This window comes from Marinobacterium sp. NO-S09 (assembly GCF_059179545.1).
In genome coordinates this window covers 2,134,169-2,150,242 of record NZ_CP168954.1, presented here as the reverse complement: position 1 = coordinate 2,150,242, position 16,074 = coordinate 2,134,169, and the positions used below count along the sequence as shown (strand labels likewise).

Sequence of the window (16,074 nt, the reverse complement as noted above, 5' to 3'; positions counted from 1 at the left end):
CACGGCATTAATATACTGACCTGCTCACTGAGGCTGGATAATTCATCTAAATAATACGAAGACTGAATGTAAGCAGACGACACCTTAATCATTTTGAAAAGGTTCAGGATCAAAAATACTGTCCATTTCAGCAAGAGTTGTTTCAAGTTTTGGCGCAGCCCAGTTCAGAAAATCACGCACTCTGGGCGATAACAGGCGAGTGTGAGGATAGACAAACTGCACCGGTATAGGCGGCTGCTCAAATTCCGCTAGCACACGCTGCAATTGACCTTTTTGAATTGCACCAAACGCTTGGTAACTCAGTAATTTGGCTGTACCCAGTCCATCTACCGCACAGCCCAGGGCGACATCAACCTGATTCGTGGTTACGCGTGTTTTCAGTGTTTGTACCAGCGTTTTACCTGCTTCTTGAAACTGCCAACTGTCACTGAGTGCCGAATTTATGATAGTGGGCCACTGATGTAAATCGGACGGTCGCTCCAGCTGACCAAAGGATTGAATGGCATCGGGGCTTGCCACTACCACCGACCGTACCTGCCCCACTCGCTTGGCGATCAGGGATGAATCGACCAAGTGGCCAATTCTCAAGGCAAGATCAAAGCCCTCCTCGATGATGTCGACCACTCGATCCAGAAGCGTCAACTCTATTTCGAGATCAGGGTGTTTTTTCAAATAGGCCTGTATCAATGGCGCAATATGCAACCGCCCAAAGGTAACGGGCGCCGTAATGGTTAATTTACCTGAAACCGATTGGCGCCGAACATCAATCGAAAACTCTGCAGCCTCAACGTCCGAGAGTATTTTTCGGCAGTGCAACAGGTACTCCCGGCCATCATCGGTTAGCGATATACGCCGGGTACTGCGATTCATCAGTCGTACCCCAAGTTGCGCCTCAAGGGCCGCCAATGTCCGCACAACCGCAGCAGGTGATCGGCCCAGCTGTTCCGCAGCTTTTGATAAACCGCCTTGATCAACGATCACGACAAACACCGCCATCGCCTTGAGCTTATCCATGATTAGTCAGCTTTTATTAATAATATTATCAAGAATACAGTATTTATTTCGATTTATGGAGCTGACTTAATAGCCACACACCCCCTGGCGATTGGAGACAGCATGCATACGGCACTCAGCGGCAGCCCCCTTCTGGCGTTTGACCATGTAGGAATACGTGTGACGCACAAAGCTCAGGCGATTCAGTTTTATGAACGCCTGGGGTTTCGCCAAACAGGCTACTTTCCAGAGCATGAAGCGAACGAGATGACCAATGATCATGGGCTTCGTATCAATTTGATTTTTAACGCAAGCACCCGTCCCCAAAACAACAATGTACTGCTGGACCAGGCCATCAAGTGGCCAGGCTTTACCCATCCGGCCTTTGTGGTTGATGACCTCTATGCCCTGCGTGACTGGTTTGTGCAGGAGGGTATTAGGATAACAGAGGATATACACCCACTTGGTCCTCGCCGTATCACCCTGTTTATCCGTGATTTTGATGGCAATGTGCTGGAGTTCAACCAGCTAACCCAACCGAGCAAATAACAACAAGGAACGACACATGAAACTATATGACCTGGAACTATCAGGAAACTGCTACAAGGTAAGGCTGCTGGCCGCATTTTCCGGTATTGATCTGGAAATCATCCCCGTGGACTTTCTTGATGGCGAACACAAGCGCGCGCCATTGATAGACAAAAACCCTTGGGGCGAAATTCCGATTTTGGAGGATGGCGACCTGATCTTACGTGATGCACAAGCCATCCTGATCTATCTTGCCAAAAAATATGCCGGCGCCCAATGGTGGCCAGAGGAAGCCGCTCAACAAGCCCAGGTTGCCCAGTGGCTATTTACGGCTGCGAATGAAATCCAACACGGCCCCAACGCTGCCCGGCTGGTCGATAAATTTGGTTATGGCCTGAACAAGGAGAATTCACTTGTCACAAGCGCACGTATCCTGGGTTTGCTTGAAGATCACCTGAAGAACCAAGACTGGTTGGCGCTTAACCGTCCGACCCTGGCCGAATGTGCGGTATTTCCCTATGTCGCCCTCGCACACGAAGGCGGGATTCAACTGAATGATTACCCTGCCATTGGGCGCTGGATTGATAGCATTAAAGCCTTGCCCGGATTTCTCACCATGCCTGCTATTTAATACGGTTGGGCAGGTGTGAAAAGCCTGCCCACTGTTGATCGCCGTGCAAACTGAATCTATACCTGAGCACTGGAGCATTCGCCCCAAGATCATAATATGTTCTTTAACATATTGTGGTGTCCGTACACACTGCGTCTACCCCTCAAAGGAGACGTATCATGGAAAACACCGTCTATATTTTTGCCCCCACCTTTAGCAGTTTTGCCCGCTCAGTCATGCTCTGCTGTGAAGAAAAGGGGATCGTTTATGAGTGCGGAATGGCGCCTGAAGGCAGCACAATCACATCCAAGAGCCCTGAACATTTCGCCATACATCCCTGGGGCAAGCTGCCCGCTCTGTTCCATGAAGGCCAGGTTCTGATCGAAACCAGCACCATTTGCCGCTACCTGGATGCCCGCTTTGAACAAACACCACTGCAGCCCGGCAGTGCTTTCGAGCGCGCATTGCTTGATCAGTATTGCGCCGAAATCGCTTTATATATTGATCAGGCACTGCTGAGAAATATTGTGTTGGAGTTCGCATTCCCGAAAAGCGAAAACGGTGCAGTACGCATGGATAAAGTTGAAGCCGCCTTGCCTGAAGCCCGAAAGGCATTGCAGCGGGTGGATGAAATGCTGGGTGATAATGAGTTGATCCATGGGCAGTCCTACACCCTTGCGGATGCGCTGCTTACCCCGATTCTGGATTACTTCGCCAAGGTGCCAGTGGGCCCAGGCCTTATGGAAGGTACTAAAGCGATGGATTACCTGGCAAGAATGCGCCAGCGCCCTTCAGCCAGGGTATTGAACACCCAGTGAGAGCTATGTCTAGTCCTGATATAAGTTGACACCTTTTACAGCACCCGATGTACCTCATCGGGCGTTTTGTATTTCAAGGAATAATGAGGTCGTTGCCCGTTGTAGAGCATGATGGCTTCTTTCACCATCCTCTTCGCTTCTTCCAGGTTTTTTGGCCTCTGAGTCAGATACTCCTGCTTCAATATCCCATTCACTCTCTCAGCCAAGGCGTTTTGATAGCAGTCATAACCATCTGTCATCGAGCAGGTCACACCGTGCAGCTCATGGATACGCTGGTATTCCGCCGAACAGTACTGGGCGCCCCTATCAGAGTGGTGAATCAGGTTTGATTGCCGCTGACGTTTTTTCAAAGCTTCCTTGAAGGCCTTCGATACAGTGCTGGTTTTCATATCCAGCCCCAGTGAATACCCAACGATTTTCCTCGAACACGCATCCGTGACTAATGACAGATAGGTATCGGCTTCCTGTGTGGGCAAATAGGTAATGTCGGCCACCCAAACCTGCTCAGGCCTCTGAGCAATAACACCTTCCTTCAATAGATTGGGGTGCTTGCGAAAGCGATGATGACTGAGTGTGGTCTTGTGATAGGCCTGTTTAGGCTGAACCAGCAGGCGATGTTGCCTTAACAGAGCAAAGAGCTTATCCCTTCCAACCTGTATAAACTGGCGGTTCAGCAAGTGATGCAGCTTGCGAGTCCCCATTTTCGGGTGTCTGAGACGGATTCTCTGCACGAAGTCGAGAAGCGTGCTCTCAATCCGGGACCGGTGATGATCTCGCTGTAACTGCTGGTACCAGGCTTGTCTACTGATGTGCAGGTATCCGCACACCTGAGTAACGGTCAGCTTCAAGTCTTTTTCTTCAATGAGTCGAGCTGAGACTTTTTTATCTCAACACCGTAGTCCTCTTTCATCAAACGTACGACACCCTCGAAAAAGCTGGCTCTCAGCTGGGTCTCCGCCAGCTGCTTTTCCAACTCCTTGATGCGTTGTTCAGGTGTTTGCTCGGAGGGTTGCTTAGACATGGGAACGCTCACGCTTGTTGATCCTGATGACCAATCTAGTCGTCCATGCTTACGAAGCCAAACCAAAACAGTGGAGCGGCCCTGGATGCCGTAACGCTGCTGTGCTTGCTTGTATGTCATTTCGCCTTTTTCTACTTGATCGACAACAGCTAATTTAAAGGCAAGGGAATAATCACGTTGGGTGCGTTTAGTGGTCGTAGTCATCACATTTCTCCGTTAGAGGGTAGAAATGTGTCAACCTTATTCAGGACGGGACAAGACAAACAAAAAAGGCGAACCACCAAGTGATTCGCCTTTTTTGCAAGAATTTGGTAGGACTAAGCGGATTCGAACCGCTGACCCCCACCATGTCAAGGTGGTGCTCTAACCAGCTGAGCTATAGTCCTGAAACTTGGTGCGAATTATACAGCTAACCTTTTGCTCTGCAAGCCCTTTTTATCATTTTTTTGAAATTTATTCGCCAACCAGCAATGGCGGAATTTCTGCCGCGGTTACAGGCCTGGAAAGCAGAAAGCCCTGTATCAAGTCACAGCCGTGCTGACGCAGGAATTGCAGCTGCTCATTGGTATCAACCCCCTCTGCTACCACCTTCATGTTGAGGCTCCTCGCCAGCGCCAACATGGCCAATACAATTTCTTCATCGCTGTCCCGGTTACCAATACCAATCACAAAAGAGCGATCGATTTTCAGGTAACCGGCATCAAGCTCGCGTAAATAGCCCAATGACGAATAACCGGTACCAAAGTCATCGATAGACAGTCTGACCCCTGAAGACTCCAGTCGCGTCAGGTTATCTTCTACCTGGCGGGTAACCCCCATCAGGGTCGTTTCCGTAATTTCGACCACCACACGTGACCGATCCAGGGCATGCAACTCCAGCATATCCAGTAGCCGCTGTGCCACACCGTCCCGCGCCAGCTGAACAGCCGAAATATTCAAACTCAGGTAGAACTGCGTATGCCCGTTCCGATCCCATTCAGACAGCTGCTGCAGCACCTGGCCCAACTGCCAGGCACCGATATCCACAATCATACCGCTGTCTTCAGCCACTGGAATGAACTCAGCCGGTGAGACCCAGTCATCACCATCCTGCCAGCGCAGCAACACTTCAGCCCCGACGGGCACCAACCGCTGCGCATCGAAGATGGGCTGATAGCGCATTTCCAACCCTGCACAGCCCGACTCAACCACTTTGCGCAGCCCCTGCTCCAAAGCAACGCGCCGTTGAGCCCTGTTATCCATATCGGGACTGAACACCTGAAAGCCGCCACGCCCGTTCTGTTTGGCACCATACATGGCCAGATCAGCCTGTCGTAGCAGCGTTTGCGGGTCGGCCTGATTGCCGGCAATGGCAATACCGATACTGGCCGTCAGCTGGAAACGCGCACTTTTGAGCTCAAAGGAATCGGCCAATACTGAGCAGATTCGCTCAGCCATCACCTCTACCTGAGCTCGGGCATTTGGCTCAGCCATTACAACTGCGAATTCATCTCCTCCCAAGCGCGACAGGAAAACGGACTCTGGTAAAGCCTGTTGCAGGCGCTGCACGGCAATCTGCAACAACTGATCGCCTTTGCCATGCCCAAGCGTATCGTTGACCGATTTGAAGTTATCGAGATCGATATACAGCAGCACCACTTCGATCGAATCCAGTGCTTCCAACACCACCTGCAGCTTATGCATAAGAGCACGCCGGTTGGGCAACCCCGTGAGCGGATCATGCGTTGACAGGAATTTTGACCGGTCCTCGGCCTGCTTGCGAAGGGTTACATCCTCCTGAACCGCAACAAAATGACTGACCCGCCCCTTGTCATCCAGAATCGGGGTAATCGTCTGCTCGACGACCAGGCGCTGTCGGTTACGGTTAATATTCACTACCTCTCCGCGCCACACCTGGCCATCGAGGATTGCGTGCCAAAGCCGGTTGAAAAACAGCTTGGAGTGTTCACCTGAATTCAATAGTGACGGCTTGCGCCCCAACACTTCCTTGGGTTCATACCCCATCATTTTGGTAAAAGCGCCATTAACCCATTGAATACGCCCCTGGTGATCAGTAATCAGTACCGCATTGGCCGTCGTGCTGATGGCTGCACTCAACAGTTTCAGCTCCCCCATGAGTCGCCCCTGTCGTCGATTGAGCCAGGACATGATCAAAACAGCCACCAGAATAACGGCCACCGCCAGCATCACCGCCCAGCGAAAACCACTGATGGTCTTATTCCACCGCGCCAGCGCTACATCCTGGTCTATCGAAACTGTCAGCAACAGCGGATACATGGAAGTCGAGCGGTATCCGGTTATCCAGGCTGTCTCGCCTTTGACTTCCTGCAATACGCCCCAGTCACGCTCGGCCAGCAGGGAAAGATATCGCGCTGATCCACCCCCGCCCTGCGCCTCTGTCACATCCGGCTCAGGGAAGCTCACCAGCATCTGCCCGTCATAGCGGTACAACGCCGCTTCTGCCTTAAGACTATGAACCACTGGAAAAAACTGTTCACGCAGAGCATCAGGGTTAAGAATGGCAACGACCCAGAGCGGCTCTTCTACCCCCTCTGATTGAACAGGCATACACACTGGAAGGTGGGCCACCCCTTCAGGGGAGACAGGATGGGAAATAGAACGGCCTGGCACCGGTGTCCCCACCGCCAGAAACTGCCCCGGCTGATACCACTCCAGGCAACTCTTCAGCTGAAGCGCCTGACTCTGGTGAAGATCTGCATCACCGGATGTAGCCAACAGGTCCCCCTGGCTATCCAGCAACACCAGCTCACGCAGCTGAGGAGCCGCCTGTACCAGGTTGCGTAACTGCCTGACCAGCTCAGCATCGGCTTCAAGCCCTTGCTCAGATGCCGCCAGGTGCCGTGCCAGTATACGCATGCGCCCGTGCACATCCTGAATGGAACGCACCAGCGTACTTTCCAGAGAATGCGCCAGCACCTCTGCCTGATTGCGAATACTGTCCTGCATACGCTGCTCGCCCAAATAGGCAAACAGCATAAAGAGCGCAATCAGTATCGCTGACAGGAGCACACCGCCAAAAGGAATCCAAAACCAACGTCTTACTGCCAAAACCGACTGCCTATCTGGTATATTCAGGTCTTAATCAGACCCCAGTTGAACCGGGAGGTCGCGTGAATCCTTTCTATCGCTTACGCTCATTCTTTGCTCTGGCCACTTTAACCTGCGCTGCCAGCACCCTTGCCGCACAGGATCTCAATAATGACCGCCTTGAACGAATCAAGACTACAGGGGAACTGCGTGTCTGCATATGGCCGGAATATTTTTCCATCAGTGCCCGCCACCCCAAAACCGGTGAACTTGAAGGTATTGATATCGATCTGGCTCATGCCTTTGCCAATGATCTCGATGTCTCTCTGACTTTCGTCGAGACTCACTTTGGCCGTTTTATCCAGGACCTTAAGGATGACCGTTGCGACCTGGCCATGTTCGGCGTTGCCATTACCGAACAGCGCAAACAGCATATCGATTACAGCGAGCCCTACCTTGCCAGTCAGATCTATGCCGTCACCACTCGGACGCATGCCGCCATCAGTGAATGGCAGGACATCAACCAGCCCGGCGTTATTGTCAGCGTCCAGGAAGGCACCTATATGCAGGGATTCAAGCAACACAACCTGCCCGAAACCGACATGCTGGTCGTGCGTAACCCGCGTGAGCGCGAACAGACCGTTATGTCAGGCCAGGCCGACCTGTTTTTGACTGACTACCCATACTCGCGCAAGGTTTTGCGCTTTTATGACTGGGCCCGCGTTATATCACCAACAGCAGACATCACTGACCGCCCCTTCAAGTACGCCTATGCTATCGCAAAAGAGCAACCTGCATGGCTGGCACGCATCAATGAATTTGTTCGTGAGGTAAAAAATGATGGGCGACTAAACGCAGCCGCCCGGCGTTACGACCTGATGCCGGCCGTTATGGGCGCTCAGGATAACTGAACCAGGTCATGCTCGATCGCATACCGTGTCAGCCCTGCCGCGGTATGTATATCCAGCTTTGATTTGATGTTTTGCCGGTGCGTTTCAACGGTCCTGACAGAAATCCCCAATACCTTGGCAATTTCCTTGTTGTTACGCCCCTCCGCCAACAGCTTTAACACCATCGACTCGCGCCGAGTCAGAGCTGACGCTGCTGGCGAGTTGCTTTTGGGTGCCTGATCAAACTGACTGAACAGTGTCTGAGACGCACTTGAGCTGAAATAGGTGGCGCCGCGGTAGACGGTCTCAACCGCACTGACCATCTCGGCTGCCGACACATCCTTGAGGATATAGCCTTTCGCCCCCGACTGAATCAGCTGCACCATGTACTCGCGATTATCATGCATGCTCAGGATCAGAACGCGTGTTTCCGGCATTTTTTCCTGCAACACCCGCGTGGCTTCGAGCCCATTCATAACCGGCATTGAAATATCCATCAAAATCACATCAGGCTGGAGCTGCTGAGCAACATCAACCGCCTCCTGGCCGTTACTGGCTCGCCCGACGACTTCAATTCCACCCTCATCTTCAAGGCGTGCCTGAATACCATCGATTACCAGCGGATGATCATCCACCAGCAATACGCGAATCAATGTGGTCATGAATCTATTTGTCCTTGTTGCAACGTCAAGCCCACCAGCAGTATGGCACCCTGGCCCGGCTTTGACAGCAGTTTGAATTCTCCGCCCAGCAGCTCCACACGCTCACGCATGTTGCGCAGACCAATGCCCTCAAAACGCTCCAGCACGTCGGTATCAAAACCGCGCCCATTATCCTGCAAACGTAACCAAACCGCACCGCCCTGGCGCCACAGCCCCAAATTAAGCCAGCTGGCATCGGCATGCTTCTCAACGTTGGTCAGCCCTTCCTGCACCAGACGGTAGAGGGTAATTTCCACATCTTCAGGCAAGGGCGTGTCCGGCAAGCGCATATCAACCTTGAGGCGAATCCCGGTGCGCTCGGTAAAGCGCTGCAACAGGCCATCCAAAGCCGCTTTCAGCCCCAGATCATCCAATAGCGTTGGCCGCAGGTCATGCGAAATGCGGCGCACTTCCTGAATCGCTTCATTGAGCACAGCATATCCCTGCTCCAGGTCTTCAAGGCCACTATCATCCTTATTACGCAGCTTTCTCTGCGCCAGCTCGATACGGTACAGCACTGAGACCATCAGCTGGTTGATACCATCGTGAAGCTCGCGGGAGAAACGCCGACGATCAGCCACATTGGCCAGGATTGACCGGTGTGCCAGCAGACGCAGACGACTATCCGCCAGCCGGTTTTCATGCAGATTGATGGCGACACCCAAGAGCACCACCAACAGCACTGCCACCAACATAATCACCACGACCGTAAAGAAGGTGTTGCGAATGTTGCGATTCACCTGCTCGCGAATCTTGGCGACATCTCGGGTAATGTCATCCAGGTACAGGCCAGTACCGAGCATCCAGTTCCATCTCTCCAGCTTGACCGCATAGCTCAGCTTTTCTTCATAGTCCTGCTTGGAAGGCTTCTGCCACAAGTAACTGTGAAAACCGCCACCCTGCTCTGCTCGGGCCAGCAGATTACGGATGAGGTAATCGCCACGCGCATCCTGGAGGTCATAGAGGTTCCGTCCAATCAGATGAGGCAGGGTTGGATGCACCAGATTGGTACCATCCATTGTATAGACAAAGTAATAGCCGTCCTGCTCCTGACCAAAAGTCATATCCGTGAGGATACGTTTAACTTCGCGCTTGGCCTCCAGATCATCTGGCTCTGCATTCTCGACTATGTGCGCAATTGAGGTCATCGCCAGGCTGACATAGTTTTTCAGTTCGCGCTTTTTCGACGCCAACAGGTTTTCTTCAAACAGCTGGATTTCATCTTCGGATAACTGCCGTGCCTGACTCATGCCAATCCAGGCCACCGTTGAGGTAACCAGCAGCATGGGTATCAGAGACAACAATAGAATTTTGACCTTGAGGGGCATTGCAGACTCACGTGATGGCAGCAACAGATACGAACAGGCCCCTCTAAGCGGGGCCTGTTGTCATACAGTCTATACCAGACCGTAGAATTCGGGGAACAGGAGGATGGAAACGACAATCGCCACCTGCATGATAATGAAGGGCACCACACCCTTGTAGATATCCAGCGTCCGCACTTGTGGCGGCGCCACCCCTTTCAGATAGAACAGACTGAAACCGAACGGCGGTGTCAGGAAGCTGGTCTGCAGGTTCATCGCAATCAGGATGGCAAACCAGACCGGCGCAATCCCCAGAATCTCTGCTGCAGGCAGCAGGATCGGCACGATAATGAAGCTGATTTCCACGAAGTCGATGAAGAAGCCAAGAATCAGGATTGCCAGCATGGACAGCAGCAGGAAGCCCATGGCACCACCCGGCAGATTCGACAGATAGTGCTCAACAATTTCTTCACCGCCCGTATAGCTGAAGGCCATGGAGAATGCGGTTGCACCCAGCAGAATCGCGAAGACCATTGCAGTAACCTTAACGGTCTCGGATGCCGCACTGAACACCATCTTCCAGCTGAACTGGCCATAAATCAGCGCCAGCAGCAGCGCACCCACACCACCCAGCGCGGACGACTCGGTCGGAGTCGCAATACCGGCAAAGATGGAACCCAGTACGACCAGAATCAGAGCCAGCGGCGGGATGATGGCTTTCAGGGCCTTGAAGATCTGCTGGTTACGGGTACCGTCGTTCGGATCCATCGGCAGCGCAGGCGCAGCTTCAGGTTTCAGGTAGGTGTACACCAGAATATAGGCAACATAGGCACCAATCAGGATCAGACCCGGACCAATAGCTGCCTGGAACAGGTCACCTACCGGAATCCCCATGACATCACCCAGAATGATCAGAATGATGGACGGCGGAATAATCTGACCCAGGGTACCGGACGCACAGATGGTGCCGCAGGCCAGCTTCTTGTCGTAGTTATACTTGAGCATAACCGGCAGCGAGATCAGGCCCATGGCAACCACGGACGCACCCACCACACCTGTTGAGGCCGCCAGCAGCGCACCTACCAGTACGGTGGAGATGGCCAGACCGCCACGCACACCACCAAACAGCTTACCCATGGATTCCAGCAGCTGCTCCGCCAGACGCGTCTTCTGCAGCACAATACCCATGAATACAAACAGCGGCACCGCCATCAGTACCGTGTTTTCCATGATGCTCTGGATACGGAACGGCATGAACGCGAACATGTCCGGACCTTCCGCGTAGACACCAAACCAGAGCGCCACACCACCAAAAATGAACGCCACCGGGAAGCCGATCAACAGCATCACCAGGGCGACAAAGAACATTGTAATACCAATCATCGAATCACCCCTGATCAGTGCTGCGTCGGAATGTAGTCATCACTCTTGTGATGGCCATTCAGGGTATTGATGGAGCGCAGCAATAGGCCCACACCACTGATAAACGTACAGAAGAACGCAAACGGAATGACCGCCTTTATTACCCACCGATAAGGCAGGCCACCCGGGTCACCCGAGCCTTCACCCAGCTCAAAGGATTCACGTGCGAAATCGACGCCGTACCAGGCAACCAGAATGCAGAACGGAAACAGCAGGGTCAGTGTGCCAAAGAGGTCGATCCAGGCCTTTTTCTTCAGGCTCAGACCTTCGTAAATCAGGTCCACGCGTACATGCCCGCCCGCGCGCAGCGTAAAGGGCACACCCAGCATGAACATGGCAGCAAACAGGTGCCACTCAAGCTCCTGCATGCCGATGGAAACATTGTTAAACAAATAGCGTGTAATGACGTCGTAGAAAACGTTGAACAACATCAACACGAACAGGACAGCCGAGATCTTGCCCAGCCAGTCGGAAAAGGCGTTGATGGTCTGCTCAAGGCGTAACAGAAACATGTATCGTCCTCGCAATTGCGGACCCGGTGTCGCTTGGCAGCGCAAGCCGGCATAAAGAGGGGCTGACAGGCGCCAGCCCCGCCACATCGATTACTCGAAGCTGTTCAGGTAAGCGCGGTCAGCAATATCGGTCCACTGACGTACAGTACCCATGTAGGCATCCTGAGACTCCAGGATCTCTTTCGCCAGTTCGTCGTTGGCAGCGTGCTCGGCCAGCAGTTCATCATTAGCCTTGCGCAGCGCAGTGATAACCTCATCCGGGAAAGACTTCACTTCCACGTTCGGGAACTCAGCCTTCATGGTCGCCCAGTTCTCACCGGATTCATGGTGCGACTGGATGGTCATGTCGTACGCGGCAACACGCATGGCAGTGGTCAGGATTTCCTGCAGGTCAGACGGCAGCTTTTCGAAAGTGCGCTTGTTGACCAGGAACTGCAGCTCGGTACCCGGCTCATGCCAACCGGTGTAGTAGTAAGGTGCAATTTTGTGGAAGCCCATACGCAGGTCCATGGACGGGCCTACCCACTCCAGTGCATCGATGGTGCGACGTTCCAGGGAGGTGTACAGCTCACCCGGCGGGATGTTGGTCGGGTTGGCACCCACTTTTGCCAGAATTTCGCCGGCAAAGCCCGGGATACGCATTTTCAGACCCTGAAGGTCTTCCATGGAGTTGATCTCTTTCTGGAACCAGCCGCCCATCTGGACGCCGGTGTTACCACCCGGGAAAGACATCAGGTTGAACGGCTCATAGACCTTCTGCATGAGCTCCATGCCGCCGCCATAGTAGAACCAGCCGTACTGTTCAGTCGCTGTCATGCCGAACGGCATGGTGGTGAAGTACAGAGTGTTCGGTACCTTGCCCTTCCAGTAGTAGGACGCAGAGTGACCCATGTCGTACTGACCGGCACGTACCATGTCAAACACACCAAAGGCAGACTTGTGCTTGTTGGCGGTGTCGATACGAATCTCCAGACGTCCGTTGGACATCTTGTTGGCCAGGTCAGCCATACGGCGAGCAGGTTCACTGAACACACCAAAGTTGGTGGGCCAGGTTTCAGCCAGCTTGAGTTTGTAGACTTTTTCGGCAGCCTGAGCGGGGCTGATCAGCACAGCCGCGCAAGCGGCAGCCGCCATCACTTTCTTTGCAAAGGTAAGTTTGAACATTGTTTTTATCGATCCTCTGTTGTTTGTCGGCCGGCGCGCGAGGCGTGTTACCGGCACTGGACAGTATCGACATGAAGAACAGATAAAAACATTCGTGAAACTGCGCACATCTGTGCATTTACTACGCAGACCTATACGTAGCAACCGCAGACAACTAAGTAGTACTACGTAGAAATGATATGCGCACTATGCAGAGCAGACCTGGTCCGGCTCATCACCAGTATGAGCGTAGGCATATTGCGCCGGGATAAACAGCTCAACCCTGACGCCCCCATCCAGCTTGAGCGTCAGCTCAGCCCCCAGATATTCCGCTCGCTCGCGTATTGCCAGCAATCCAAAACCGCCCTGCTCCTGTCCGGGCCTGCTCGCCAGGTTTTCAGCCCCGACGCCATCATCTGCAATCACCAGCCGCAAACCTTCGGCCTCATCACGTAGCCGAATCAGTACGTAGGTACCCTTGGCGTGCTTGATTACATTGGACAGAGCTTCCTGAGCTACGCGGTACAGGTGCGAGGTCACTTCCGGCAATAACTGCCGTTCTTGACGAATATCCATTTCCACCGCGTAGTCCATCTGCTCGAGTATGGGAATGGCCGGCAACCCACTTAAACTGACTCCAAGACCAAAATCGGATAATTCGTAGGGCCTCAGTGTTCTGATACGGTGATAGACGTTGTCATAGATGGTGTTGACCAGCTGCACAGCCTGATCCAGGTTTTGGCTTTGGCCCTTGAAATCACCCATTTCGTCACGCAGGAGCTGCAGATTCATCTTTACGGCTACCAACATCTGGGCCATATCATCATGCAGTTCATTGGACAGACGCCTGCGTTCATTTTCCTGTGTCTGGATAAGATGTTGAAGGATGCTGCGCTTCTCGGTAATACTGGTAGACAGCTCCGCATTTACCTCTTCCAGCTCGTGTTCTCGCAGTTTGAGGCAGCGCACAATTTCGCCCACCTCACGACCAATCTGGTTGAACTCACGAATCTGCATCTCTTTCCAGCTGGCATTACGGCTGCGATTCGCCAGTCGGGTAAAGCCAATCAACTGCTGCAGCTGACGATCAACCGAACTGGATAGCCAGAATGCCACCAGCAGTGATACCAGCAGCGCCAGCACCACACCATAGACCAGTGTATACCCCAGGCCCTGACGCAAGGCGGCCTGCCCCTTGTCGTTGATGCTCAACGACAGATACAGATCCGGGCCCAGCGTGGTCATGCCCCTTGATTCCACCTGGACAAAGCCACGGGAGCCAGCCTCATCATCCATCACCAGCTGTGTCAGACGCTGTTCTTTCAGGTTAAGCTGCAGCGCGTGCAAAGGGTCGGCAGCCGACATGATCTGGTTCAACAAATGGGCATTTCCCGCCAGACGCACCCCCATCAACAGCTGGCCTACCACCTTGCCACTGGTCGCCAGGTCCAACGGAATGGAATACACCGCCAGGGTTTCGCCATCCACCGCCATGACCATCCAGCCCTGGTAGCTGGCACCTTCATGTTTTTCGATCAAGTGCTCGCACTCAAGGCCACTCAGCTCAGGCACATAGCTGCGTGACAGCTGACAACGCCCCTGACCGGGAAAAGAGATCACCGAGAAGTCGTAATGAATTTGCTCGTAGCCCTCTTCCCAACGCCGCAAGTTATTACGAAAGGCTTCCAGGTCACCTCGATAAAGCGCACTGACCTGGGATGCATCCGCACTCATGGCATGCGCTTCCGCCTCAACCCGCTTCAGATACTCCTGCAATCGTTCCTCATAACGCAGCGCCAGGCTGTTCGCGTAGCTTATCGACTGGCGGTCAATGATTTCACTGGCCTGCATAAAGGTGGTAACGGAAAAAATGGCAAGCAGCGTAAAGGACAGGAACAACAGCAACGTGAACGTGAGGGTGCGAAAGCGCGGGTTTCTCATCAGTCGCCAGCCTCCTGTGAGGCGCGACGCGCCAGGCGCTCATATCTCTGGATGTTATGCTCACCTGTTTCCTCATCCAGCACCACAAAGTTACCGGAATACACTAGCGGTACCGGCTGCCCTGCCTGATCCCGCTTGATTGCTTCAGCCATGGCGATAGCGCTGTCATCATTCATGCGCATTAATACGACCTGCAGCTTATGCCGGCGCAGCTGCTCCAACTCTTCAGCACCACCACCCCAGCCATTGAGCACGATTTCACCCAATTGCCCCTCCTGCTTCAGCGCATCCAGTGTCCCCAATGCCACATCCGTGGAGCAGGCATAGATATAGTCCAACTCAGGGTGCTCGGATAGCAGACGCTGTGCCACATTTTTGCCACTGTCTCGACTTGAGTCAGTGTAATAACTGGCGACCAGCTTGTGCCTGTCCGATACCGACTGGATAAAGCCTGTCCCACGCATCTGGCTGATCATGCCCTTGCCGCGAAACAGCACCGCATATCGTGCCTGTTCCGGGAAACGCTTAGACAAATATTCGGCCAGCCTTCTGGCGCCCTCAACATGATCAAAACCGGAATAGAAGAAGGGTTGCTGGTCGCCCCAGGCTTTCAACGGCGTGGTGATATTCTGCAGAATCAGCTTGGTGTTCTGGTTCAGCATCATGCGCTCAATAATCATTTTCTGTCGGACAGAGTCGAGCGTGTAAACCAGATAGTCCGGCTGCCATTGCAGAAGTTCATGTATCTGAGCGACCTGCTCACCGAGTTCTGTACTGGGGGTGGTGTACCTTGCTCTCAGCTCATAGCGCATACCCAGCTGCTGCAGGCGCTTGCGAAAGGCTTTTTCATTATTGGTCCAGTAGCTGGACGACTGGTGCGAGGGATACACAAGGCCGATACGGATGGGGCGCGACTGTTCGTATTCGATGGGAACCGGGTTTGCCCGCACGGCTGCGGATAGTTGATCCAGCCAGAGTAACTGTTCAGGGTATGCTTGATAGAATTCCGGATGCTGCCAGTAATCATTGAGACTGGCAGCTGACGCCAGCCCTCCGGATGAAAGACTCAGCAAGCACACAAACACTGTAGACAGCAGTCGAGACATGTCCATATTTTCCTTTTCTGCCGTTCCAGGTGTTTAT

The 16,074-nt window shown here is 53.2% G+C and carries 14 protein-coding genes and 1 tRNA gene; 4 read left to right on the top strand and 11 right to left on the bottom strand.

The annotated features are described in order from the left end of the window. Positions 1-84: 84 nt before the first annotated feature. Positions 85-1,014, bottom strand: coding sequence for a LysR family transcriptional regulator (locus tag O3C79_RS09955; RefSeq protein ID WP_494382983.1), 930 nt, complete (start codon positions 1,012-1,014; stop codon positions 85-87). A 102-nt stretch (positions 1,015-1,116) separates the two neighbouring features. Here O3C79_RS09955 and O3C79_RS09950 point away from each other — a divergent pair, with 102 nt between their 5' ends. From O3C79_RS09950 to O3C79_RS09940, 3 genes are all read left to right on the top strand, one after another. Continuing rightward, positions 1,117-1,542 (top strand): VOC family protein, encoded by a 426-nt coding sequence (locus O3C79_RS09950; RefSeq protein ID WP_494382982.1) that lies wholly within the window; start codon positions 1,117-1,119, stop codon positions 1,540-1,542. Positions 1,543-1,558: 16 nt separating this feature from the next. Beyond that, on the top strand, positions 1,559-2,152 hold the full coding sequence (locus O3C79_RS09945; protein ID WP_494382981.1) for a glutathione S-transferase family protein: 594 nt from the start codon (positions 1,559-1,561) through the stop codon (positions 2,150-2,152). 158 nt (positions 2,153-2,310) lie between these two features. Beyond that, complete coding sequence (locus O3C79_RS09940; protein ID WP_494382980.1) at positions 2,311-2,949, top strand: glutathione S-transferase family protein; 639 nt, start codon at positions 2,311-2,313, stop codon at positions 2,947-2,949. A 35-nt stretch (positions 2,950-2,984) separates the two neighbouring features. Here O3C79_RS09940 and O3C79_RS09935 read toward each other — a convergent pair. From O3C79_RS09935 to O3C79_RS09925, 3 genes are all read right to left on the bottom strand, one after another. Beyond that, positions 2,985-4,174, bottom strand: a protein-coding gene (locus O3C79_RS09935; protein ID WP_494382979.1) for an IS3 family transposase whose coding sequence is annotated in 2 segments (ribosomal slippage) — positions 2,985-3,794 and positions 3,797-4,174 — 1,188 coding nt in all. Because the reading frame shifts where the segments join, the coding sequence is not laid out codon by codon here. A gap of 105 nt (positions 4,175-4,279) precedes the next feature. Next, positions 4,280-4,356 (bottom strand) — tRNA-Val (locus O3C79_RS09930). A 67-nt stretch (positions 4,357-4,423) separates the two neighbouring features. Beyond that, complete coding sequence (locus tag O3C79_RS09925; protein WP_494382978.1) at positions 4,424-7,039, bottom strand: bifunctional diguanylate cyclase/phosphodiesterase; 2,616 nt, start codon at positions 7,037-7,039, stop codon at positions 4,424-4,426. Between the two features lie 62 nt (positions 7,040-7,101). On the opposite strand from O3C79_RS09925, the gene O3C79_RS09920 reads away from it, so the two are divergent. Next, positions 7,102-7,929 carry an ABC transporter substrate-binding protein gene (locus O3C79_RS09920; protein WP_494382977.1) on the top strand — a complete coding sequence of 276 codons (828 nt, stop codon included), beginning with the start codon at positions 7,102-7,104 and terminating at the stop codon, positions 7,927-7,929. Here the strand turns inward: O3C79_RS09920 and O3C79_RS09915 are convergent. The 7 genes from O3C79_RS09915 to O3C79_RS09885 form a co-directional block, all read right to left on the bottom strand. Next, positions 7,917-8,570 carry a response regulator transcription factor gene (locus O3C79_RS09915; RefSeq protein ID WP_494382976.1) on the bottom strand — a complete coding sequence of 218 codons (654 nt, stop codon included), beginning with the start codon at positions 8,568-8,570 and terminating at the stop codon, positions 7,917-7,919. The two genes, O3C79_RS09920 and O3C79_RS09915, sit on opposite strands and share 13 nt — an antisense overlap. Further along, the gene (locus O3C79_RS09910; RefSeq protein WP_494382975.1) at positions 8,567-9,937 is read right to left on the bottom strand and encodes a cache domain-containing protein; all 1,371 of its coding nucleotides are present in this window, start codon (positions 9,935-9,937) and stop codon (positions 8,567-8,569) included. The genes O3C79_RS09915 and O3C79_RS09910 overlap by 4 nt, the downstream gene beginning before the upstream one ends. Before the next feature lie 69 nt (positions 9,938-10,006). Further along, positions 10,007-11,296 carry a TRAP transporter large permease gene (locus O3C79_RS09905; RefSeq protein ID WP_076461518.1) on the bottom strand — a complete coding sequence of 430 codons (1,290 nt, stop codon included), beginning with the start codon at positions 11,294-11,296 and terminating at the stop codon, positions 10,007-10,009. A gap of 14 nt (positions 11,297-11,310) precedes the next feature. Next, complete coding sequence (locus tag O3C79_RS09900) at positions 11,311-11,847, bottom strand: TRAP transporter small permease subunit (protein ID WP_010325423.1); 537 nt, start codon at positions 11,845-11,847, stop codon at positions 11,311-11,313. Between the two features lie 90 nt (positions 11,848-11,937). Beyond that, positions 11,938-13,011, bottom strand: a complete 1,074-nt coding sequence (locus tag O3C79_RS09895) for a TRAP transporter substrate-binding protein (RefSeq protein WP_076461520.1) — start codon at positions 13,009-13,011, stop codon at positions 11,938-11,940. A gap of 186 nt (positions 13,012-13,197) precedes the next feature. Continuing rightward, positions 13,198-14,931 (bottom strand): sensor histidine kinase, encoded by a 1,734-nt coding sequence (locus O3C79_RS09890; RefSeq protein ID WP_494382974.1) that lies wholly within the window; start codon positions 14,929-14,931, stop codon positions 13,198-13,200. Continuing rightward, on the bottom strand, positions 14,931-16,037 hold the full coding sequence (locus O3C79_RS09885; protein ID WP_494382973.1) for a substrate-binding domain-containing protein: 1,107 nt from the start codon (positions 16,035-16,037) through the stop codon (positions 14,931-14,933). The genes O3C79_RS09890 and O3C79_RS09885 overlap by 1 nt, the downstream gene beginning before the upstream one ends. Positions 16,038-16,074: the final 37 nt, after the last annotated feature.